This window comes from Streptomyces sp. NPDC033216, from assembly GCF_055577115.1.
The window spans coordinates 517,803-536,807 of the sequence record NZ_JBVIQK010000002.1; the positions used below are offsets into that span (position 1 = coordinate 517,803).

19 protein-coding genes and 1 tRNA gene are annotated in these 19,005 nt (G+C 70.9%); 13 read left to right on the forward strand and 7 right to left on the reverse strand.

Annotation, left to right across the window (positions count from 1 at the left end; all coding sequences use genetic code 11):
- The first annotated feature begins 66 nt into the window (after positions 1-66).
- Positions 67-140 (forward strand) — tRNA-Met (locus ACZ5Y0_RS05775).
- A 125-nt stretch (positions 141-265) separates the two neighbouring features.
- On the opposite strand, the gene ACZ5Y0_RS05780 is transcribed toward ACZ5Y0_RS05775, so the two are convergent.
- Positions 266-682 (reverse strand): Fur family transcriptional regulator, encoded by a 417-nt coding sequence (locus ACZ5Y0_RS05780; protein ID WP_469127341.1) that lies wholly within the window; start codon positions 680-682, stop codon positions 266-268.
- 144 nt (positions 683-826) lie between these two features.
- Between ACZ5Y0_RS05780 and ACZ5Y0_RS05785 the strand changes: the two genes are divergently transcribed.
- Positions 827-2,278: a catalase gene (locus tag ACZ5Y0_RS05785; RefSeq protein ID WP_469127342.1), complete on the forward strand. Its 1,452-nt coding sequence runs from the start codon at positions 827-829 to the stop codon at positions 2,276-2,278.
- A gap of 71 nt (positions 2,279-2,349) precedes the next feature.
- Here the strand turns inward: ACZ5Y0_RS05785 and ACZ5Y0_RS05790 are convergent, their stop codons facing one another.
- Together ACZ5Y0_RS05790 and hisN are read right to left on the reverse strand one after the other, a co-directional pair.
- Positions 2,350-2,745 (reverse strand): CBS domain-containing protein, encoded by a 396-nt coding sequence (locus ACZ5Y0_RS05790; RefSeq protein ID WP_469127343.1) that lies wholly within the window; start codon positions 2,743-2,745, stop codon positions 2,350-2,352.
- A gap of 142 nt (positions 2,746-2,887) precedes the next feature.
- Positions 2,888-3,688: a histidinol-phosphatase gene (gene hisN, locus ACZ5Y0_RS05795; RefSeq protein WP_469127344.1), complete on the reverse strand. Its 801-nt coding sequence runs from the start codon at positions 3,686-3,688 to the stop codon at positions 2,888-2,890.
- A 273-nt stretch (positions 3,689-3,961) separates the two neighbouring features.
- Between hisN and ACZ5Y0_RS05800 the strand changes: the two genes are divergently transcribed.
- Positions 3,962-4,579 carry a TetR/AcrR family transcriptional regulator gene (locus ACZ5Y0_RS05800; protein WP_469127345.1) on the forward strand — a complete coding sequence of 206 codons (618 nt, stop codon included), beginning with the start codon at positions 3,962-3,964 and terminating at the stop codon, positions 4,577-4,579.
- A gap of 202 nt (positions 4,580-4,781) precedes the next feature.
- Here the strand turns inward: ACZ5Y0_RS05800 and ACZ5Y0_RS05805 are convergent, their stop codons facing one another.
- From ACZ5Y0_RS05805 to ACZ5Y0_RS05820, 4 genes are all read right to left on the reverse strand, one after another.
- Positions 4,782-5,105 (reverse strand): DMT family transporter, encoded by a 324-nt coding sequence (locus ACZ5Y0_RS05805; RefSeq protein ID WP_469127346.1) that lies wholly within the window; start codon positions 5,103-5,105, stop codon positions 4,782-4,784.
- A 75-nt stretch (positions 5,106-5,180) separates the two neighbouring features.
- Positions 5,181-6,191 carry a ribosome small subunit-dependent GTPase A gene (rsgA, locus tag ACZ5Y0_RS05810; RefSeq protein WP_469127347.1) on the reverse strand — a complete coding sequence of 337 codons (1,011 nt, stop codon included), beginning with the start codon at positions 6,189-6,191 and terminating at the stop codon, positions 5,181-5,183.
- An 11-nt stretch (positions 6,192-6,202) separates the two neighbouring features.
- The gene (gene aroA, locus ACZ5Y0_RS05815) at positions 6,203-7,555 is read right to left on the reverse strand and encodes a 3-phosphoshikimate 1-carboxyvinyltransferase (RefSeq protein ID WP_469127348.1); all 1,353 of its coding nucleotides are present in this window, start codon (positions 7,553-7,555) and stop codon (positions 6,203-6,205) included.
- Positions 7,556-7,753: 198 nt separating this feature from the next.
- Entirely contained in the window at positions 7,754-8,476 is a 723-nt protein-coding gene (locus ACZ5Y0_RS05820; RefSeq protein WP_469127349.1) for a M50 family metallopeptidase, read from the reverse strand.
- Between the two features lie 367 nt (positions 8,477-8,843).
- Here ACZ5Y0_RS05820 and ACZ5Y0_RS05825 point away from each other — a divergent pair, with 367 nt between their 5' ends.
- From ACZ5Y0_RS05825 to ACZ5Y0_RS05870, 10 genes are all read left to right on the forward strand, one after another.
- The gene (locus ACZ5Y0_RS05825) at positions 8,844-9,659 is read left to right on the forward strand and encodes an SOS response-associated peptidase (RefSeq protein WP_469127350.1); all 816 of its coding nucleotides are present in this window, start codon (positions 8,844-8,846) and stop codon (positions 9,657-9,659) included.
- Between the two features lie 28 nt (positions 9,660-9,687).
- On the forward strand, positions 9,688-10,326 hold the full coding sequence (locus ACZ5Y0_RS05830; protein ID WP_469127351.1) for an alpha/beta hydrolase family protein: 639 nt from the start codon (positions 9,688-9,690) through the stop codon (positions 10,324-10,326).
- Positions 10,327-10,574: 248 nt separating this feature from the next.
- On the forward strand, positions 10,575-11,270 hold the full coding sequence (gene sigR / locus ACZ5Y0_RS05835) for an RNA polymerase sigma factor SigR (RefSeq protein WP_469127518.1): 696 nt from the start codon (positions 10,575-10,577) through the stop codon (positions 11,268-11,270).
- Entirely contained in the window at positions 11,267-11,578 is a 312-nt protein-coding gene (rsrA, locus tag ACZ5Y0_RS05840; RefSeq protein ID WP_469127352.1) for a mycothiol system anti-sigma-R factor, read from the forward strand. Before sigR ends, rsrA begins: the two co-directional genes overlap by 4 nt.
- Before the next feature lie 130 nt (positions 11,579-11,708).
- A complete protein-coding gene (locus ACZ5Y0_RS05845) occupies positions 11,709-13,016 on the forward strand; it encodes an HD-GYP domain-containing protein (RefSeq protein WP_469127353.1) in 1,308 nt (435 codons plus the stop codon).
- A gap of 172 nt (positions 13,017-13,188) precedes the next feature.
- Positions 13,189-14,409: an HD-GYP domain-containing protein gene (locus ACZ5Y0_RS05850; protein WP_469127519.1), complete on the forward strand. Its 1,221-nt coding sequence runs from the start codon at positions 13,189-13,191 to the stop codon at positions 14,407-14,409.
- Positions 14,410-14,515: 106 nt separating this feature from the next.
- Positions 14,516-15,496, forward strand: coding sequence for a tetratricopeptide repeat protein (locus ACZ5Y0_RS05855; RefSeq protein ID WP_469127354.1), 981 nt, complete (start codon positions 14,516-14,518; stop codon positions 15,494-15,496).
- Positions 15,497-15,582: 86 nt separating this feature from the next.
- Positions 15,583-16,233 carry a peptide deformylase gene (gene def, locus ACZ5Y0_RS05860; RefSeq protein ID WP_469127355.1) on the forward strand — a complete coding sequence of 217 codons (651 nt, stop codon included), beginning with the start codon at positions 15,583-15,585 and terminating at the stop codon, positions 16,231-16,233.
- Positions 16,234-16,506: 273 nt separating this feature from the next.
- Positions 16,507-17,616 carry an epi-isozizaene synthase gene (cyc1, locus tag ACZ5Y0_RS05865; protein ID WP_469127356.1) on the forward strand — a complete coding sequence of 370 codons (1,110 nt, stop codon included), beginning with the start codon at positions 16,507-16,509 and terminating at the stop codon, positions 17,614-17,616.
- Positions 17,613-18,983 carry a bifunctional albaflavenone monooxygenase/terpene synthase gene (locus ACZ5Y0_RS05870; protein WP_469127357.1) on the forward strand — a complete coding sequence of 457 codons (1,371 nt, stop codon included), beginning with the start codon at positions 17,613-17,615 and terminating at the stop codon, positions 18,981-18,983. Before cyc1 ends, ACZ5Y0_RS05870 begins: the two co-directional genes overlap by 4 nt.
- Positions 18,984-19,005: the final 22 nt, after the last annotated feature.

Consider the following 19,005-nt stretch of genomic DNA (forward strand, 5'->3'; position numbering starts at 1 on the left):
GATGACGGGCTTCGGCTAATTGATTTGCTTCTTCCTCTTGCCCTGACGTACTGTTGCACTCAACGGCGCGGGGTGGAGCAGCTCGGTAGCTCGCTGGGCTCATAACCCAGAGGTCGCAGGTTCAAATCCTGTCCCCGCTACTGAAGGTCGAGGGTCGGAATCCGAAAGGATTCCGACCCTCGACCCATTTCCGGTTCCGGGCCGTACCGAGGCAGCGCGAAGCCCCGCCATCCCTGAGGATGCCGGGGCTTCGGTGTGGCGTGGGTTATGCCGCCGCGCAGTTCGGGCAGATGCCGCGGTACGTCATCTCGACACCCGAGACGGTGAAGCCGAAGCGCTCCGCGTCGGGGAGGTCGGCCAGCGGATTGCCGCTGGGGTGGACGTCGCGGATCGCGCCGCACTGGGCGCAGACCAGGTGGTGGTGCGGCCGGTGCGCGTTCGGGTCGTACCGCTTGGCGCGCTTGTCGGTGGCGACCTCGAGCACCTCGCCGAGGGAGACCAGCTCGCCGAGCGTGTTGTAGACGGTCGCCCGGGAGATCTCGGGCAGCTTGGCGACAGCCCGCGCGTGGACCTCGTCGGCCGTCAGATGGACGTGTTCGCCGTCGAGGACCTCGGCCACGACACGCCTCTGCGCGGTCATCCGCCATCCGCGTCCGCGCAGCCGTTCCAGAAGGTCGCTCATGAGCACCAGCCTAACAGCAGGGGGAGCCGAGTCCCGAACAGGTGTGACTTTGGAGCGTTGCTTGACTTGGACAAAGTCCATTGTAGGATCGAGACCGGTCTTAGCCAAGCAACAGGATGGTCGGGAATGACGCAGGAGGCGCACGTGACGCAGGGTCCGCTCACGACGGAGGCCGGCGCGCCGGTGGCCGACAACCAGAACAGCGAGACCGCGGGCATCGGAGGCCCTGTGCTCGTCCAGGACCAACTGCTCCTGGAGAAGCTGGCGCACTTCAACCGTGAGCGCATCCCGGAGCGCGTCGTGCACGCCCGCGGCGCCGGCGCCTACGGCACCTTCACGGTCACCGCCGACGTCACCCCGTACACCCGGGCGGCGTTCCTCTCCACGGTCGGCAAGCAGACGGAAACGTTTCTGCGGTTCTCGACCGTGGCCGGCAACCTCGGTTCCGCGGACGCTGTCCGCGACCCGCGCGGATTCGCGCTGAAGTTCTACACCGAGCAGGGCAACTACGACCTCGTCGGCAACAACACCCCGGTGTTCTTCATCAGGGACGCCATCAAGTTCCCCGACTTCATCCACACCCAGAAGCGCGACCCCTACACGGGCTCGCAGGAGGCGGACAACGTCTGGGACTTCTGGGGGCTCAGCCCCGAGAGCACTCACCAGGTGACCTGGCTGTTCGGCGACCGCGGTATTCCGGCGAGCTACCGCCACATGGACGGCTTCGGCTCGCACACCTACCAGTGGAACAACGAGGCCGGCGAGGTCTTCTGGGTCAAGTACCACTTCAAGGCCGACCAGGGCATCAGGAACCTGACCACAGAGGAAGCCGTGCGCCTCTCCGGCGTCGACCCCGACTCGCACCAGCGGGACCTGCGGGAGTCGATCGAGCGCGGTGACTTCCCCACCTGGACCGTGGGGGTGCAGATCATGCCGGCGGCCGAGGCGGCGACCTACCGCTTCAACCCGTTCGACCTCACGAAGGTGTGGCCGCACGCCGACTACCCGGTGATCGAGTTCGGCAAGCTGGAGCTCAACCGCAACCCGGAGAACGTCTTCGCCGAGGTCGAGCAGTCGATCTTCTCCCCGGCCCACTTCGTGCCCGGCATCGGTCCCTCGCCGGACAAGATGTTGCAGGGCCGCCTCTTCGCCTACGGCGACGCGCACCGCTACCGCGTCGGCATCAACGCCGACCACCTGCCGGTGAACCGCCCGCACGCCACCGTGGCGCGCACCCACGCGCGGGACGGCCTCCTGTACGACGGCCGCCACGGCGGGGCGAAGAACTACGAGCCGAACAGCTTCGGCGGACCGTTCCAGACCGACCGTCCGTTGTGGTCCGCGACCGCCGTGACCGGCGGCACGGGCAACCACCCGGCGCCCGTCCACGCCGAGGACGACGACTTCGTGCAGGCGGGCAACCTCTACCGGCTGATGTCGGAGGACGAGAAGGAACGCCTGATCGCGAATCTGGCGGGCTTCATCGCCAAGGTCTCCCGCGACGACATCGTCGAGCGCGCGATCGACAACTTCCGTCGGGCCGACGGAGACTACGGCAAGCGGCTGGAGGCCGCGGTCCAGGCCCTGCGCGGCTGAACTCCAGCACTGGACCGCTTGTCGTGAGCGGACGGGCCGGACTCCCCGAGGGGAGTCCGGCCCGTTTGTGCTCACAGGGCCGGCGCGGGCTGCCGTACGGGGGCCCAGCAGCGGATGATGTCGCGGACGGAGACGATGCCGACGGCCTCCTCGCGCTCCAGGACGACGAGATGGCGGAAGCCGCCGTGCGCCATGGCCGCGGCGGCCTCCTCGAGGGTCCACGTCGGGGCGGCGAAGACGACGTCGTTGGTGGTGTGGGCGTGGGTGCGTTCCGTGTCCGGGCTCTGGCCCTGGGCCACGGAGTCGAGGATGTCACGCTCGGTGAGGATGCCGATGCCGCCGGCGTCGGGGTCGTGTACCAGGGCCGCGCCGACGCGGCGTGCGGACATCAGCGCGGCGGCCTGCCGGAGGGTGTGTGCGGGGCCGATGGTGAGCACCACCGGGCTCATGGCGTCGCGGACGATCATGGGCTGAGCACCTCCTAAGAATCCACTGGTGCACGGATTCACAAATGCACAAGTGGGGGTGCTGTCAGCGTGGCAGGCGAAGCGGGGGTCAACAAGAGGGCGTGCGCGACCAATTGAGGGCGCACGCGCTCATCTGTGTGGATCAGTTGCGCTCGTTGAGGTAGCCCAGCAGCTCGTCGTGGAGCAGACCGTTCGACGCGGCCGCGTTGCCGCTGTGCGGGCCCGGACGGCCGTCCAGGCCGGTGAACGTGCCGCCGGCCTCCGTCACCACGATCGCCGTGGCCGCCATGTCCCAGAGGGACAGCTCGGGTTCCGCGCAGAGGTCGACCGACCCCTCGGCGACCATCATGTACGGCCAGAAATCGCCGTACGCGCGCGTGCGCCAGACCTCACGCGTGAGATCCAGGAAGCCGTTCAGCCTGCCCTGCTCCTCCCAGCCACTGAGCGAGGAGTACGCGAAGGAGGCGTCCGAGAGTGTCGAGACCCGGGAGACGTGCATGCGGCCGGCCGAGGTCAGGCTGCGGCCGGTGTAGGCGCCGTGCCCCTTGGCGGCCCACCAGCGGCGGCCCAGGGCCGGTGCGGACACGACACCGACGACGGGCTGGTAACCGCCCTCGGCGGCCTCCATCAAGGAGATCAGGGTGGCCCAGACGGGGACGCCGCGCACGTAGTTCTTCGTGCCGTCGATCGGGTCGATCACCCAGCGGCGGGGACCGGTCCCCTCGATGCCGTACTCCTCGCCCAGGATCGCGTCACGCGGGCGGGCTCGCTGGAGCTGGCCTCGGATCAGCTCCTCGGCGGCCTTGTCCGCCTCACTCACCGGGGTCATGTCCGGTTTGGTCTCGACCTTGAGGTCGAGGGCCTTGAAGCGGGCCATGGTCGCGGCGTCGGCGGCGTCCGCGAGAACGTGCGCGAGGCGGAGGTCGTCGTGGTAGTCCGGCATGGGACGAACCGTATCCGCCGTGGTGGGGGTGCGGCCACAGGGACGGGCGCCTGCCGAGGGCTTGCCGGGCCCGAGGTCGACGCGACGGTGGCGCCGTCGTTGCCGCAGTCGTAGCCAGGTCGCCATCGCCGGCCAGGGGCGTGCGGCCAGGTTGGTGCGGGCCGGGTGTGGCGCCGGGAGGCCGTGTGCGGCGGGGAGTCGCCTTCGCGGACCCTTGACAGTGCGTGCGGGCGCGTCAAACCTGGGCGCAGAGCCGCTTGTCCCAGGGAGGCGATGATGCCTGCGCGGGAATCCCTACTGGACGCCGCCTACGCCGCGCTCGCGCGTCGGCCGTGGGCCGCCGTGCGGATGGTGGACGTCGCCGCGGTGGCCGGCGTGTCGCGGCAGACCCTCTACAACGAGTTCGGCAGCAAGGAGGGGCTGGCCCGTGCGCTCGTCCGGCGGGAGGCCGACGGCTATCTCGCAGGCGTCGAGCGGGCGTTGGGGGTGCAGGGGGACGCGCGGGAGCGGTTGGTCGCGGTCGCCGAGTGGACCGTTTCCGCGGCGCGGGGCAACGCGGTGGTACGTGCCCTGCTCACCGGATGCTGGGGAGCGAGGCTGCCTTCGTTGCGCCTGGCCGCCGTGGGGTCGTCCTCCGCTGTGCCGGCGCAGCGGCGGGCGGACGGGGCGTTGCCCACGCCGGGGGACCTGGTGGAGGCCGTGCGGGATCGGGCTGTGGCCGTGGTCGGTGGCAGTGGGAGCGGAAGCGGGGGCGGCGGTGAGGTGGGGGTGATCTGTGACGTGGTGGTGCGGCTCGCGTTGTCGTGTGTGGCGGCGCCGCCGGGGGAGGGCGGTGCGGATGCGGTGGCGGAGTTGGTGCGGGGGGCTCTGCACCGGCAGGGCGTCGCCTGAGAGTGTCTTCCGCCCTCGCCGACCCTTTCCGTCCCTGACCCAGGGGCGGCCGCCCCCCAGCCGTCGGCCTGTACGGCCTCGTCCGCACGCTCCCCACAGGGGCCCCCGGCGGGCTGGGTACAGCCGACCGAGGACGGTGGGTGGGCGTGTCCGGGGTCCAGCGGCGGGCCCCGGCAGGGGCACTGGGGCGCTCCGGCGGAGGCTAGTGCGCCGAGCCTGACAGTTGGAGGCCGATCACTCCGATGATCACCAGGCTGATCGAGACGATCTTCAGGACGGAGACCAGGTCACCCAGGAAGATCATTCCGTAGATGGCGGTGCCCGCCGCGCCGATGCCGGTCCAGACCGCGTAAGCCGGGCCCACGTCGAGTTTCCTGAGGGAGAGGGTCAGCAGCCCGAAGCTGCCGAGGGCGAACACGCAGAACGCGATCGTCGGCCACAGCCTGGTGAAACCGTGTGACAGCTTCAGGCAGACGGCGAAGCCGGTCTCGAGCATTCCCGCGACGATGACCAGCAGCCACGCCATGTGCTGTCCTCCCGTGTAAGCGGCTCGGTGCGATTATGCACTTACCGAACCCCCGCACCCACAAACACGCGGAGGTCAGTCGCCTTCCGTGCGCTCCCTCGTCGACAGCAGGCGGCGCAGCGAGTACAGCCGTGCCGGGTCCGCGTGCCCCTCGGCCACCCACGCGTCCAGCGCGCAGTCGGGCTCGTCGTGACTGCACGCGCGCGGGCAGCCCTCGGTTCCCGGCACGAGATCGGGGAAGGCGAGGATCACCCGGGACGGGTCGATGTGGGCGAGCCCGAAGGACCGGATGCCCGGAGTGTCGACGACCCAGTCGTCGGTGCCGCTCAGGGGCAGGGCGAGGGCCGAGGTGGTGGTGTGCCGGCCGCGGCCCGTGACCGCGTTGACATGACCCGTCACCCGGCGCCGCTCCTCGGGGACCAGCGCGTTCACCAGGGTCGTCTTGCCGACACCGGAGTGGCCGACGAACGCCGTGATGCGCCCGGCCAGCTGCTCGCGCACCAGGTCCGCCGCGTCGCCGTCTGCGAGTTCCGCACGGTTGGTGACGACGTGAGGGATGTCGAGGTGGCCGTACAGCTCCAGCAGTTTGTCCGGGGACGCCAGGTCCGACTTCGTCATGACCAGCAGCGGGGTCAGACCGCCGTCGAACGCCGCGACCAGGCAGCGGTCGATCAGCCGCGGGCGCGGCTCGGGGTCGGCCAGGGCGGTCACGATCGCGAGCTGGTCGGCGTTGGCGACCACCACCCGCTCGTACGGGTCGTCGTCGTCGGCGGTGCGGCGCAGCACCGAGGTGCGTTCCGCGATGCGGACGATGCGCGCGAGGGTGTCCTTCTGGCCCGACAGATCACCGACCAAGGCGACCCGGTCGCCGACCACCGCGGCTTTGCGGCCCAGTTCGCGGGCCTTCATCGCCATCACGATGCGGTCCTCGACGAGGCAGGTGAGACGGCCCCGGTCGACGGTGAGGACCATGCCCTCGGCCGCGTCCTCGTGCTTGGGCCGGATGTGCGTACGCGGCCGGTTGCCCTTGCGGTTCGGGCGGCTGCGGATGTCGTCCTCGTCGGTGTGCTTGCCGTAGCGGCGCATGGTGAAAGTCCCTATACCCCGGACGTCCCGAGCATCCCGGAGACCCCGGACGTCCCGAGCATCCCGGTCCACAGGTCGGGGAAGTCCGGCAGGGTCTTCGCCGTCGTCGCCACGTTCTCGATCTGCACGCCCTCCACGGCCAGGCCGATGATCGCGCCGGCCGTCGCCATGCGGTGGTCGTCGTAGGTGTGGAAGATCCCGCCGTGCAGCCGACGGGGGCGGACGTGCAGGCCGTCGGCGGTCTCGGTGACGTCGCCGCCCAGCTCGTTGATCTCCTTGGTGAGCGCGGCCAGGCGGTCCGTCTCGTGCAGCCGCAGGTGCGACACGCCCCGCAGGGTCGAGGGGGAATCGGCTAGGGCGGCGACCGCCGCGATGCCCGGGGTCAGCTCGCCGACGTCGCTCAGGTCGACGTCGATGCCGTGGACCACGCCCGACCCGGTGAAGACCAGGCCGTACTCGGTCAGTTCGCAGGAACCGCCCATCTCGGTGAAGATCTCCCGCAGTCTGTCCCCCGGTTGGGTGGTCCGGGCAGGCCAGTCCGGGACGACGATCCGGCCGCCGGTGACCAGCGCCGCCGCCAGGAAGGGCTGCGCGTTGGACAGGTCCGGCTCGACGGTGAGATCCCGGCCGAGCAGCGCGCCCGGCGTGACCCGCCAGACGTTCGGCTCACCGCCCGCCTCCGGGGTGTCCACCTGTGCGCCCACCGCACGCAGCATGTCCACCGTCATCCGGATGTGCGGCAGGGAAGGCAGCCGGGCGCCGGTGTGCCGGACCTCGACGCCCTGGTTGTATCGCGGGCCCGACAGCAGCAGGGCGCTCACGAACTGTGACGAGGAGGAGGCGTCGACCTCGACCGGGCCGCCGTCCAGCGCGCCCCCGCCGTGCACCGTGAGTGGCAGCGAGCCCCGGCCGTCGTCGTCGATGCGGGCGCCGAGCACGCGCAGGGCGTCGATCACGCCGGTCAGGGGACGCTCGTACGACCGCGGGTCGCCGTCGAAGCGGACCGGGCCGTCGGCGAGTGCGGCGACCGGCGGCAGGAAGCGCATCACCGTGCCCGCGTTGCCGACGTCCACGGTGGCCGGGCCGCGGAGTCCGGCGGGGAGCACGCGCCAGGCCTCGCCGGTCCCGTCGGGCCCCACGCCCTCCTCGATGCCCACGCCCATCTCGCGAAGGGCGGCCACCATGAGCAGGGTGTCGCGGGAGCGGAGGGGACGACGGAGCCAGCCGGGCTCGGAGGCCAGGGCGGCCAGGACGAGAGCACGGTTCGTGACCGACTTGGACCCCGGCACGTGGACCGTCGCGTCGACGGCCTCGCTCGCGTGCGGGGCGGGCCAAAGGGCGGTGTGGGCGGGGTTCGGGGCCATGGGCCCACTGTATAAGCAGGGCATGGTGCGGGTGGTCCGGCGGAGGGGTCCGGCCGGGGGAGGGATGGACCCACGCCCCGGCTGCCCGAGCCCCGCCCCGGCTGCCCGAGCCCCTCGCGTACGCCGGGGGTGCCTTCGGATGCCCGCCGGTGAGTGGGTGCGGGGCCGCGCCTCACGGCCACACCTCGAGGTTGGCCCTCAGACCCTCAGCAGCCAGCGCCCGCCGCCCAGCAGGGAGCACAGGCTCACCGCGTGGAACAGGAAAAGCCACAGCCCCGCCGGTACGTGGGTCAGGCGGGAGAGCTGGTCCGCGTCCGAGTCCCCGGTGCCGCCGCGGGACCGCTTCGCCTGGAGTTCGAAGGCCGGGCGCACTCCGCCGAGCAGCAGGAACCACACCACCGCGTACGCGAACGCCGCCTGCACCTGGGGACCGGCCAGCCAGGACACCAGCAGGAACGCGCCGCCGGTGAGGACCACCGTCAGCACTCCGTACGCGTTGCGGATCATGATCAGCATCGCGACCAGCAGTGCCGTCGCCAGCCAGAGCAACAGCGTGATGCGACCGGCGCCGAGCAGCGCGGCGCCGCCCAGACCCAGCAGCGGGGGAGCGGTGTAGCCGGAGGCCGCGGTGAGGATCATGCCGAGGCCGTGCGGCTTGCCCCGGCTCAGGGTCAGGCCGCTGGTGTCGGAGTGCAGGCGTATGCCGGTCAGCCTGCGGCCGGTCAGGAGGGCGACCAGACCGTGGCCGCCCTCGTGGGCGATGGTGATGGCGTTGCGGGAGAGACGCCAGAGAGTGTGGGGGACGACAACGGCGAGTGCGGCAGCCATGGTGGCGATCGCCACCCACAGGTCGGGGTCGGACTGGGTGCCGACGAGCCGGTCCCAGAGGTCGGGCAGCGCGGTGGCGGCGGTGCTGTCCATGGTTTCCGGTGGCTCCCTCTGGTCCTAAGGAATCTGGCAGTGTGGCACGTGTGTGCGGACGGTATCTGAGACGCCGGTGGAGCCACGATCGTTCCTGACGGAACGCGCAGGTCACGGCGTTGCGGCCCCGGCATGATCGAGGACTCTCGCGTGCCCGTGCTGACGGTGAGCCGACCCGGAGGGACCTGCGAGCGACGACCTCCGGCTCGCGAGGGCAGGACGACCTCCGGCTCAGGAGACATGCAGAGCACTCGATCACCTCCCGCGTACGCGGCCGCGCGGGGGCGTCGGGGCCCGCCTTCCGTAAGGTAGTGGGGACCATGGGTGACCATTCAGCGTTTCCGCAGGCGGAGGGGCGGGGTTTCAGATGTGCGGACGGTATGCGGCGAGTCGCGGACCCGAGGATCTCGCGGGAGTCTTCGAAATCGAGAAGTGGGAGCCCGAGGAGAGCCTCGCGCCCGACTACAACGTGGCCCCCACCAAGGAGGTCCACGTGGTCCTGGACCGTCCCCTGAAGGACGTGCCGGATCCGCGCCCGGTGCGTCAGCTGCGCAAACTCAGGTGGGGTCTGGTCCCGTCCTGGTCGAAGAGCCCGGACGGCGCCGCCCGGTTGATCAACGCCCGCGCGGAGACGGTCCACGAGAAGCCGTCGTTCCGCCGCGCTTTCGCCACCCGCCGCTGCGTCGTACCCGCCGACGGGTACTACGAGTGGGTCACCGGACAGCAGGAGCGCGACCTGGAGGTCGAGGGGAGGCGGAAGCGGCCCCGCAAGCAGCCCTACTTCGTCCTCCCGGCCGACGGCTCGGTCTTCGCGATGGCCGGTCTGTACGAGTTCTGGCGCGACCGCACGCTGCCGGACGACCATCCGCAGGCCTGGTGGGCGACCTGCTCGGTGGTCACCACCGAGGCGGAGACGAGCCCGCTGGCCGGTTCCCCGGCCGAGGGCCCGCGGACGCTGGCCGACATCCACCCCCGCATGCCGCTGATGCTCACCCCCGACCGCTGGGACGCCTGGCTGGACCCGTCCCGCACGGACGTCGAGGAACTGCGCTCGCTGCTCGCCCCGCCACCGCCCGGCCTGATGCGCGCCTACCCGGTGTCGACGGCCGTGAGCAACGTCCGCAACAACGGCCCGGAGCTGCTGAAGGAGCTGGAGGGGCCCGAGGAGGGCACCCTCTTCTGACGTGACCGACGGGACCAATGTGACAGATGTGACGAACCAGACCATTGCGACCATCGACACCGACGCCGGGCCCGCCCGCATCACCTGGCTCCGGGCGAAGCGACCGGAGCTGGTCCTCGCCGTGAGTCACGGGGCCGGCGGCGGCATCGAGGCGCGGGACCTGCGCGCGCTTGCCGAAGCGCTGCCCGGACAGGGCGTCAGCGTCGCCCTCGTGGAACAGCCTTGGCGGGTCGCCGGGAAGAAGGTGGCGCCCGCGCCGAAGACGCTCGACGCCGGCTGGCGCGGGATCTGGCCGGCCGTCGCGCAGACCGGCCTGCCGGTGATCTCCGGCGGGCGCAGCGCGGGCGCGCGCGTGGCCTGCCGTACCGCGACCGAACTCGGCGCCCACGCCGTGCTCGCGCTCGGCTTTCCGCTCCACCCGCCCGGCAGACCGGACAGGTCCCGCGCCGCCGAACTGCTCGGCACCGGGGTGCCCACCCTCGTCGTCCAAGGGGCGAACGACCCCTTCGGCAAACCCGAGGAGTTCCCCGACGGGACGTACGGTCTCGTCGAGGTGCCCTACGGCGATCATGGGTTCGCCGTGCCGAAGCGGGCACCGGTCACCCAGGAGCAGGCCCTGGAAAGGATCACCGCGGCGGTCCTCCAGTGGGCCGGGTCACTCGGGTGAACGGCAGGGAATGTTGCGAGGTGGAGGGCTGTTGAGGGGGACAGAAGTGCTGAACACGCAGCACCGATGTCGTGGGAGAGGAAGTCCGGCGCATGGGTTCGACCATCTGCCCCAGCCGCACCGACCTGGACTGGACGGTGCTGCACGCGGCCAAGACCGCTCCTATTCGAGCGGCGGGTGCGACGGGTAGTCGTCTATCCTCCGATTCGAGTGGGATCGGTTTCGGTCCTGCCCGCGATTTCGAGGAGGTGGGTCCGGTCACCGGTACCGACGCAGGGACCGACAACGGCCAGGCGGAGCTGCCCGAGGGCCAGCGCACGGAGGCGGGGGCGGGCGCGGAGTCCAGCACGGAGCGCAGCGCGCGCTTCGAGCGGGACGCGCTCGAGTTCCTCGACCAGATGTACTCGGCCGCCCTGCGCATGACGCGCAACCCGGCGGACGCCGAGGACCTGGTGCAGGAGACGTACGCCAAGGCGTACGCGTCCTTCCACCAGTTCCGTGAGGGCACCAATCTCAAGGCCTGGCTGTACCGGATCCTCACCAACACCTTCATCAACTCGTACCGCAAGAAGCAGCGCGAACCCCAGCGCAGCGCGGCCGAGGAGATCGAGGACTGGCAGCTGGCGCGCGCCGAGTCGCACATGTCCACAGGTCTGCGCTCCGCCGAGTCGCAGGCGCTGGACCACCTGCCCGACTCGGACGTGAAGGCGGCCCTACAGGCGATCCCCGAGGAATTCCGCATCGCCGTCTATCTCGCGGACGTGGAGGGCTTTGCGTACAAGGAGATCGCGGACATCATGGGGACGCCGATCGGAACGGTGATGTCCCGGCTCCACCGGGGCCGCCGTCAGCTGCGCGGCATGCTCGAGGACTACGCCCGTGAGCGTGGACTGGTCCCGGCCGGCGCCGGAGAGTCGAACGAAGCGAAAGGCTCTGGGTCATGAGCTGTGGAGAGCCGCACGAGACGGACTGCGGTGAGGTCCTCGACCATCTCTACGAGTTCCTCGACAGTGAGATGCCGGACGTCGACCGCGACAAGTTCAAGCAGCACTTCAGGGAGTGCTCGCCGTGCCTGGAGAAGTACGGGCTGGAAGAGGCCGTCAAGAAGCTGGTCAAGCGCTGCTGCGGCCATGACGACGTGCCGACCGACCTGCGCTCGAAGGTCATGGGCCGGATCGAGCTGATCCGCTCCGGCCAGGCCGTGCCCGAGCACGACGTGTCGGTCACCCCTCAGGGTTCCGAGTCCGCGTAGGCCTCGGGTCTCCCGAGGACGGCCCACCGTCACCCGAACGTGCTAATCCGCGCGTAAGGCGCCCACATCGCCACCCCCCGCCACCCTAGGCTCCGGAGCCTGGACGAGGCGTGGCCGGGGGGAGGGCGAGATGGACGGCATCCCGGCACGGGCACGCGTGTACGTCGTGTGCGTCACCCTCGGCGCACTGTGCTGCCTGATCCCGCTGCCGACGGACCGTACGCCCTGGTGGCCGGTCCTGCTGCTCGCCGCGCTGTACGCGGGCGGTGAGCGCTTCGCCCGCCGACGGTTCGCCGGCACCCTCTACCCCGTCCTGCTGGCCGGGGCTTTCCTGTTGCCGGCGTCGGCCGCCGCGCTCGTGCCGCTGCCGGGCGCGCTGCTGTCCCCGGTGGGCCGGCGCCCCGTCGCGGTGCGGCGGGGGTGGCGCGCCGCCCGACTGGTGCTCGGCGTATGGGCCGCGTCCCGCACGCATGAGGCCCTGGGCGGCCGGGACGCCCTCGGGACGCCCGAGAGCCCCGCCCTGATCCTGCCCGCCGCGGCAGCCGTACTGGTCCTCTGCCTGGTGCTCGCCGTCCTGGACGGCGGGATGCTCACGCCGACCGGGGGGCTGCCGCCGCGGCGGGCCTGGCACGGACTGTTCCTGCGCTCGCTGGCACCCGTGGGGGTGCACGGGCTGGCCGGGCTGATGATGGCGGTCCTGTGGCTCAGCCCCTACGGGCCGGTCGCCGCGCTGCTCGTGCTGTTCCCGATGGCCGTGTCCTGGTGGATGTTCGCCCAGTACCACCGGGAGCGCGCCGCGCATCAGGCGACGATCCGCGCGCTGGTTCAGGCCGTCGACATCAAGGACGGCTACACGCGCGGGCACAGCGAACGCGTCGGACAGGCCTCGATGCTGATCGCCCGCGAACTGGGCATGGACGAGGGCCGGGTCGAGGTCATCCGCTTCGCCGGGATCCTGCACGACGTCGGCAAGCTGGGCGTGCCCACCCGGCTGCTCCGCAAGGACGGCCCGCTGACGCCCGAGGAACGGCGCGTCATCGAACTGCACCCCGAGTACGGACACGAGATGACCCGGGGCATCTCCTTCCTCGGCGAGGCACGTTCGGCGATCCTCCATCACCACGAGCGGCTGGACGGCAGCGGCTATCCCTACGGACTGGTCGGCAGCCAGATCCCGGAACCGGCACGGGTGGTGGCGGTCGCCGACGCCTTCGACGCGATGACGTCGACCCGCTCCTACAGCCGGGCCCGCCCCGTGCGGGTGGCCCTGGAGGAACTCCGGCGCTGCGCGGGGGCCCACTTCGACCCCCGCATGGTCACCGCGCTGACCCGCGTGATCGACCGGGACGGCTGGCATCCGACCGTCACCGCCGACGAACGCCGGCTTCCGGCGCCGGCACCGGATCCGCTTCCCGATCGGCCCGGGGTCCGTCGGTGAGGGGCGCGCGGTGTCCGGCGGCGGGTCCGCGCCCGTCGGCGGAGCGTGGGACCCGGAGGCCCCCGCTGTCGTCACCAGGCGTTCGCGAAGCCGCCCGACCAGGACGACGGGCCCGGGGGTGAGCGGCCGCCGGAACGCGGCCCCCCGGGGAGCGGCGCGAGCGCGTCGGCCCCTGCGCGTGCTGCACACCTGCGCCGGGCTCCTCGTCGCTGTCTGCCTGCTCGCCGTCTTCCGTTCGGGACTGGAGGAGCGGTCCGTCGCGCTCGCTTTCGGTGTCCTCGCGGCCGTCGGCGAGATGACCCGGTGGAGCGGGCCCGGACTGCGGGAGGCCGCGCCGCTCGGTGCCGCGGCCTCGCTGTCGTACGCGCTGCTCGGGGAGCATGCCGGGCATGCCACGCACCACGGGGTCGCCCAGGTCGTCGCCGTCGTGGTGGCCGCCTCGCTGCTCGGCAGCGTGCCGCACCTCGCCCGGGGGCAGGGGCCCGTTCTGGACCATCTGGTCCGGCGCGTCCTGGCGGTCGGATTCGCCGCCGTCTGCTTCCAACCCCTGTACAACCGGGGGGTGTTCGACCGCTGGAGCGGCACCGCCCACGCCCTGCTGCTGCTCGCGTTGCTCGTCCTCACCACCCTGTGCGAGGCCGTCGTGACCGCCGCGCTCGCGCACTCCCGCACCGGCTGGCCGTTCGCCCCGCTGCTCCGCGACGAACTGCGGTCCGTCCCGGGGATCGGGTCGGCGGTGTGTGCGACGGGCGCGGTGATGGCGCTGGCGGTCGGCGTGGTCGGCCTGTGGGCGCTGCCGGTGTTCTCGGTGCCCCTGCTGCTCACCCAGCTGTCCCTGCGCCGCTACGCCGCCGTCCGCGCCACCTACCGGCAGACCATCGCCTCCCTGGCCCGCGCCACCGAGATCGCCGGGTACACCCCGGCCGGGCACGCCCGCCGGGTCGCCGCGCTCAGTCAGGCGGTCGGCCGGGACCTCGGCCTCACGGAAGCGGAGCTGACCGTGCTGGAGTACGCGGCCCTGATGCACGACATCGGGCAGCTGAGCCTCGTCGACCCGGTCCCGGCCGGGGCCACGTCCGGTCTGCCGCCGGCCGAGCAGCGGCGCATCGCGCTGCTGGGCGGGGCCGTCGTCCGCCAGACCGGGGCGAGCGAGCAGGTCGCCACCGTGGTGGAGCGCCAGGCTGACCCCTACCCGGAGCAGCCGACGGCCGCGCGGATCGTGCGGGTGGTCAACGCCTACGAGGAGAAGGTGCGCGGCGCGGGTCCCGGCGGGCCGCTCACGGCGCTGGAGGAACTGCGCCTGGGCACGGGCGGCGAGTACGCCCCCGAAGTGGTGGAAGCCCTGGCCAGAGTCCTGTCGCGGGACGGTCTGACCCTGCCCGCAGCTGGGTAACCCATGGGTAATGAGCGCCCTTCCAGCCACACGTGGTTGGATGCGAGGGAAGAGAGTGTCCGGGGGCACTGGCCAGCCCACAGAACGGAACTGGCAGGCGGGAATCGTGAGGATCTTCGGCAAGGGACGGCACCGACCCTCCGCCTCGTGGCGGCAGGCCACCGATCGCGCGTTCACGCTGATCGGCGACGGCCGGTACGAGGACGCGGGCGCGCTGTTGACCCGTGCCGCCGACCTCGAACCCTGGCTGTCGGAGTCCTGGTTCAACCTCGCCCTGCTGCACAAGTTCCGGCACGACTGGGAGCAGGCCCGCACCGCCGGGCTCCGCGCCGTCGCCCTGCTCGACCGGGCAACCGGCGCCCCCGACTGGTGGAACGTCGGTATCGCCGCCACCGCCCTCCAGGACTGGCCGCTGGCCCGGCGCTCCTGGCAGGCCTACGGGTTGCACGTCCCGGGCGGTGCCACCACCGCCGGCGAGCCCCTCGGCATGGACCTGGGCAGCGCCGCCGTACGGCTGTCGCCCGAGGGGGAGGCCGAGGTGGTGTGGGGGCGGCGGCTCGACCCCGCGCGGATAGAGGTGCTGTCGATCCCGCTGCCGTCGTCCGGGCGGCGCTGGGGCGAGGTCGTCCTGCACGACGGGGTGCCGCACGGCGAGCGCACCACCTCGGTCGGGCACTCCTACCCCGTCTTCGACGAGATCGAGCTGTGGGCGCCCTCGCCGGTGCCGACCTGGGTGGTCCTGCTGGAGGCGGCCACGGAGGTGGACCGCGACGCGCTGGAGCAGCTCGCCGCCGACGCGGGCTTCGCCGCCGAGGACTGGTCCTCCTCCGTACGGCTGCTGTGCCGGCTGTGCTCCGAGTCGCGGATGCCCTCCGACGAGGGCGACGGCGAGCATCTCGACCCGCACGATCACAGCGAGCCGGGCCACCCCGGCCCGCTCGGTCACCGGACCGACGGGCAGCTGTGGGTGCCCGAGCGGGAGTGCGGGGTGGCCGCGCCGGCCTCGCTGGTGCGAGGGCTGCTGGACGGGTGGGTCGCGGACAGTCCGGACTCTCGTGACTGGCGGGACCTCGAAGAGGTCTGCTGAGACCCGACGTCGGCTCCCTTTAGGCTGTACGCGTAGGTTTTCGGCAGGTCGCAGTTCTCCAGGTCGCAGGAAGGCATACGTCGGTCATGGCGCAGCAGGACACCGATCAGCAGCACCCGGGAGTGCTCCCCGTGGACGACGAGGGCTTCGTCATCGACACCGAGGAGACGGAGGAGCGCGAGCAGGCCTGGCGTCGGGCCGGGACCTCGCGGCCCATCACCGTCGTCGGGAATCCGGTGCTGCACAAGGAGTGCAAGGACGTCACCGAGTTCGGCGAGGAGCTCCAGCAGCTGATCGCGGACATGTTCGCCTCGCAGCACACCGCCGAGGGCGTCGGCCTGGCCGCCAACCAGATCGGCGTCGACCTCAAGGTGTTCGTCTACGACTGCCCCGACGACGAGGGTGTCCGGCACACCGGTGTGGTCTGCAACCCCAAGCTGGTCGAACTGCCCGCCGACAGGCGGCGGCTGGACGACAGCAACGAGGGCTGCCTGTCGGTGCCCACCGCGTACGCGCCGCTGGCCCGGCCCGACTACGCCGAGGTGACCGGTCAGGACGAGAAGGGCAACCCGATCAAGGTGCGCGGCACGGGGTACTTCGCTCGGTGTTTGCAGCACGAGACCGATCACCTGTACGGGTACCTCTACATCGACCGGCTCTCCAAGCGCGAACGCAAGGACGCGCTGAGGCAGATGGCCGAGAACGAGCCGCGGTATCCCGTGGTCGCCAACGACTGAGCCGCCCCACCCCTCACACGACGCCTGGCCGCGGTCACCACCGGCCAGGCGTCGTTCGCGTGGCCGACACACGTTCGATCGCTTATGCACATCAGCTGATCCATAACCAGTCGCGCAAGGGGGATTCTCGGCGTGTCGGGGGAGTGAATGAAGCAAATCCGTTCCCAGAGCGGTCAGTTGTAGGGCTGAATAGGAAGTGCGGGGATACGCGACGGCGCACGCCCGGCACGGGGGGAGGGGTGTGTGCCAACCGGCGGCTGAGAGGGGTTGTTCGTGCCAGCTTTCCCATACAGCACCACATATCGCACCACATACCGGACCGCGGGGACCGTGACCGCGGTCGCGGTGCCTCCATCGCTCTCTCTCCCGGTCATCGAGGCGGCGTTTCCCCGGCAACTGCATCCGTATTGGCCCCGGTTGCAGGAGAACACGCGCTCGTGGCTGTCGGAAAAACGGCTCATGCCGGCCGACAAGATCGCGGAATATGCCGACGGCCTGTGCTACACCGACCTGATGGCGGGCTACTACCTCGGCGCACCCGACGACGTCATGCAGGCCATCGCCGACTACAGCGCGTGGTTCTTCGTCTGGGACGACCGCCACGACCGTGACGTCGTCCACGGCCGCGCCGCCGACTGGCGGGAGCTGCGGCTCCGCCTGCACGCGGCCCTCGACGCCCCGGAGGAGTACCTGCGGCACGAGGATCCGCTGGTGGCCGGGCTCGCGGACAGTGTGGGCCGGCTGTACTCCTTCCTCCCCGGCACGTGGAACGCGCGGTTCGCCCGCCACTTCCACGCGGTGATCGAGGCGTACGACCGGGAATTCCGCAACCGCGTGGAAGGGCGCATCCCGGCCGTCGAGGAGTATCTGGCCCTGCGCCGGCTCACCTTCGCGCACTGGATCTGGACGGATCTGCTGGAACCAAGTGCGGGCTGTGAACTCCCGGACCCGGTCCGGAAACACCCGGCCTATCGACGCGCGGCTCTGTTGAGTCAGGAATTCGCCGCCTGGTACAACGACCTCTGCTCGCTCCCGAAGGAAATAGCGGGCGACGAGGTGCACAATCTGGGAATCAGTCTCATCACCCATGAGGGGCTGACGCTGGAAGAGTCGGTCGAGGAAGTCAGGCGGCGCGTCGAGGAATGCATATCCGAATTCCTCGTCGTCGAGGAGGACGTCTTACGGCTGGCCGACCGGCTCACCGACGGGACGGTCCACGGAAAGGAACTCGGCGCCGCCGTACGGGCCTGCCTCGCCAACATGCGGAACTGGTTCAGTTCCGTCTACTGGTTCCACCACGAGTCCGGCCGCTACATGGTCGACAGCTGGGACGACCGGTCCACGCCCCCGTACGTCAACAACGAAGCGGCAGGTGAGAAATGACCGTCGAGTCCGTGAAACCCGTGACGCCCGACACATCGGAACTGCGTGAGCCGCCCCTGGCCGGTGGCGGGGTTCCGCTTCTCGGGCACGGCTGGAAGCTCGCCCGTGACCCCCTGGCCTTCATGAGCCAGCTGCGCGACCACGGTGACATCGTCCGCATCAAGCTCGGGCCGAAGACGGTGTACGCCGTCACCGCGCCGGCCCTCACCGGGGCGCTGGCCCTGAGCCCCGACTACATCATCGCCGGACCTCTGTGGGAGTCCCTGGAGGGCCTGCTCGGCAAGGAGGGCGTGGCCACCGCCAACGGTCCGCTCCACCGGCGTCAACGCCGCATCATCCAGCCCGCGTTCCGGCTCGACGCCATCCCGGCGTACGGGCCGATCATGGAGGAGGAGACGCGCGCGCTCGTCGAGCGGTGGAAGGGCCGCGAGACGATCGACTGCACCTCCGAGTCGTTCCGGATCGCGGTACGGGTCGCCGCCCGCTGCCTGCTGCGCGGACAGTTCATGGACGAACGGGCCGAGCGGCTGTGCGTCGCGCTCGCCAGTGTCTTCCAAGGTATGTACCACCGGATGGTGGTGCCCCTCGGACCGCTCTACCGGCTGCCGCTTCCGGCCAACCGAGAATTCAACCGGGCCCTGGCCGATTTGCATCTCCTGGTCGACGAGATCGTCGCCGAACGCCGGGCATCCGGTCAAAAGCCGGACGATTTGCTGACGGCATTGCTGGAGGCGAAGGACGACAATGGCGAGCCGATCGGGGAACAGGAGATCCACGATCAGGTCGTCGCGATACTCACCCCCGGCAGCGAAACCATCGCTTCCACGATCATGTCCCTGCTGCTGGTTCTCGCGGACCACCCGGAACAGTCGGACAAAGTGTGCGCCGAGGTCCGAGAGGCGACCGGGGGACGGCCCGTCGCATTCGACGACGTCCGCAAGCTCAGCCACACGAACAACGTCGTCATCGAGGCCATGCGTTTGCGTCCCGCCGTATGGATATTGACGCGGCGGGCGGTCGCCGACACCGAACTCGGTGGCTATCGCATTCCGGCCGGGGCCGACATCGTGTACAGCCCGTACGCGATCCAGCACGACCCGCGGTCCTACGAGCGGCACCTGGAGTTCGACCCCGACCGCTGGCGCCCGGAGCGGTCGAAGGACATCCCGAAGTACGCGATGCGGCCGTTCGGCGTGGGCAACCGCAAGTGCCCGAGCGACCACTTCTCCATGGCCCTGCTCACGCTGGTCACGGCGGTCCTCGCGGACGGGTTCCGCTTCGAGCAGGCCCCCGGCTCGGTCGACGCGACCCGGGTGGGCATCACGCTGCGTCCGCAACGGCTGCGGCTGAAGCCTGTCCCGCGGTGAGACGCGTTCCGCCGCCGGTGTG

Bases quoted from the DNA above. Each gene is read 5' to 3' on its own strand.
- ACZ5Y0_RS05780 (WP_469127341.1), bottom strand. From the start codon at position 682: ATGAGCGACCTTCTGGAACGGCTGCGCGGACGCGGATGGCGGATGACC.
- ACZ5Y0_RS05790 (WP_469127343.1), bottom strand. From the start codon at position 2,745: ATGATCGTCCGCGACGCCATGAGCCCGGTGGTGCTCACCATCGGCCCC.
- hisN (WP_469127344.1), bottom strand. From the start codon at position 3,688: ATGCCGGACTACCACGACGACCTCCGCCTCGCGCACGTTCTCGCGGAC.
- ACZ5Y0_RS05800 (WP_469127345.1), top strand. From the start codon at position 3,962: ATGATGCCTGCGCGGGAATCCCTACTGGACGCCGCCTACGCCGCGCTC.
- ACZ5Y0_RS05805 (WP_469127346.1), bottom strand. From the start codon at position 5,105: ATGGCGTGGCTGCTGGTCATCGTCGCGGGAATGCTCGAGACCGGCTTC.
- rsgA (WP_469127347.1), bottom strand. From the start codon at position 6,191: ATGCGCCGCTACGGCAAGCACACCGACGAGGACGACATCCGCAGCCGC.
- aroA (WP_469127348.1), bottom strand. From the start codon at position 7,555: ATGGCCCCGAACCCCGCCCACACCGCCCTTTGGCCCGCCCCGCACGCG.
- ACZ5Y0_RS05820 (WP_469127349.1), bottom strand. From the start codon at position 8,476: ATGGACAGCACCGCCGCCACCGCGCTGCCCGACCTCTGGGACCGGCTC.
- ACZ5Y0_RS05825 (WP_469127350.1), top strand. From the start codon at position 8,844: ATGTGCGGACGGTATGCGGCGAGTCGCGGACCCGAGGATCTCGCGGGA.
- rsrA (WP_469127352.1), top strand. From the start codon at position 11,267: ATGAGCTGTGGAGAGCCGCACGAGACGGACTGCGGTGAGGTCCTCGAC.
- ACZ5Y0_RS05845 (WP_469127353.1), top strand. From the start codon at position 11,709: ATGGACGGCATCCCGGCACGGGCACGCGTGTACGTCGTGTGCGTCACC.
- def (WP_469127355.1), top strand. From the start codon at position 15,583: ATGGCGCAGCAGGACACCGATCAGCAGCACCCGGGAGTGCTCCCCGTG.
- ACZ5Y0_RS05870 (WP_469127357.1), top strand. From the start codon at position 17,613: ATGACCGTCGAGTCCGTGAAACCCGTGACGCCCGACACATCGGAACTG.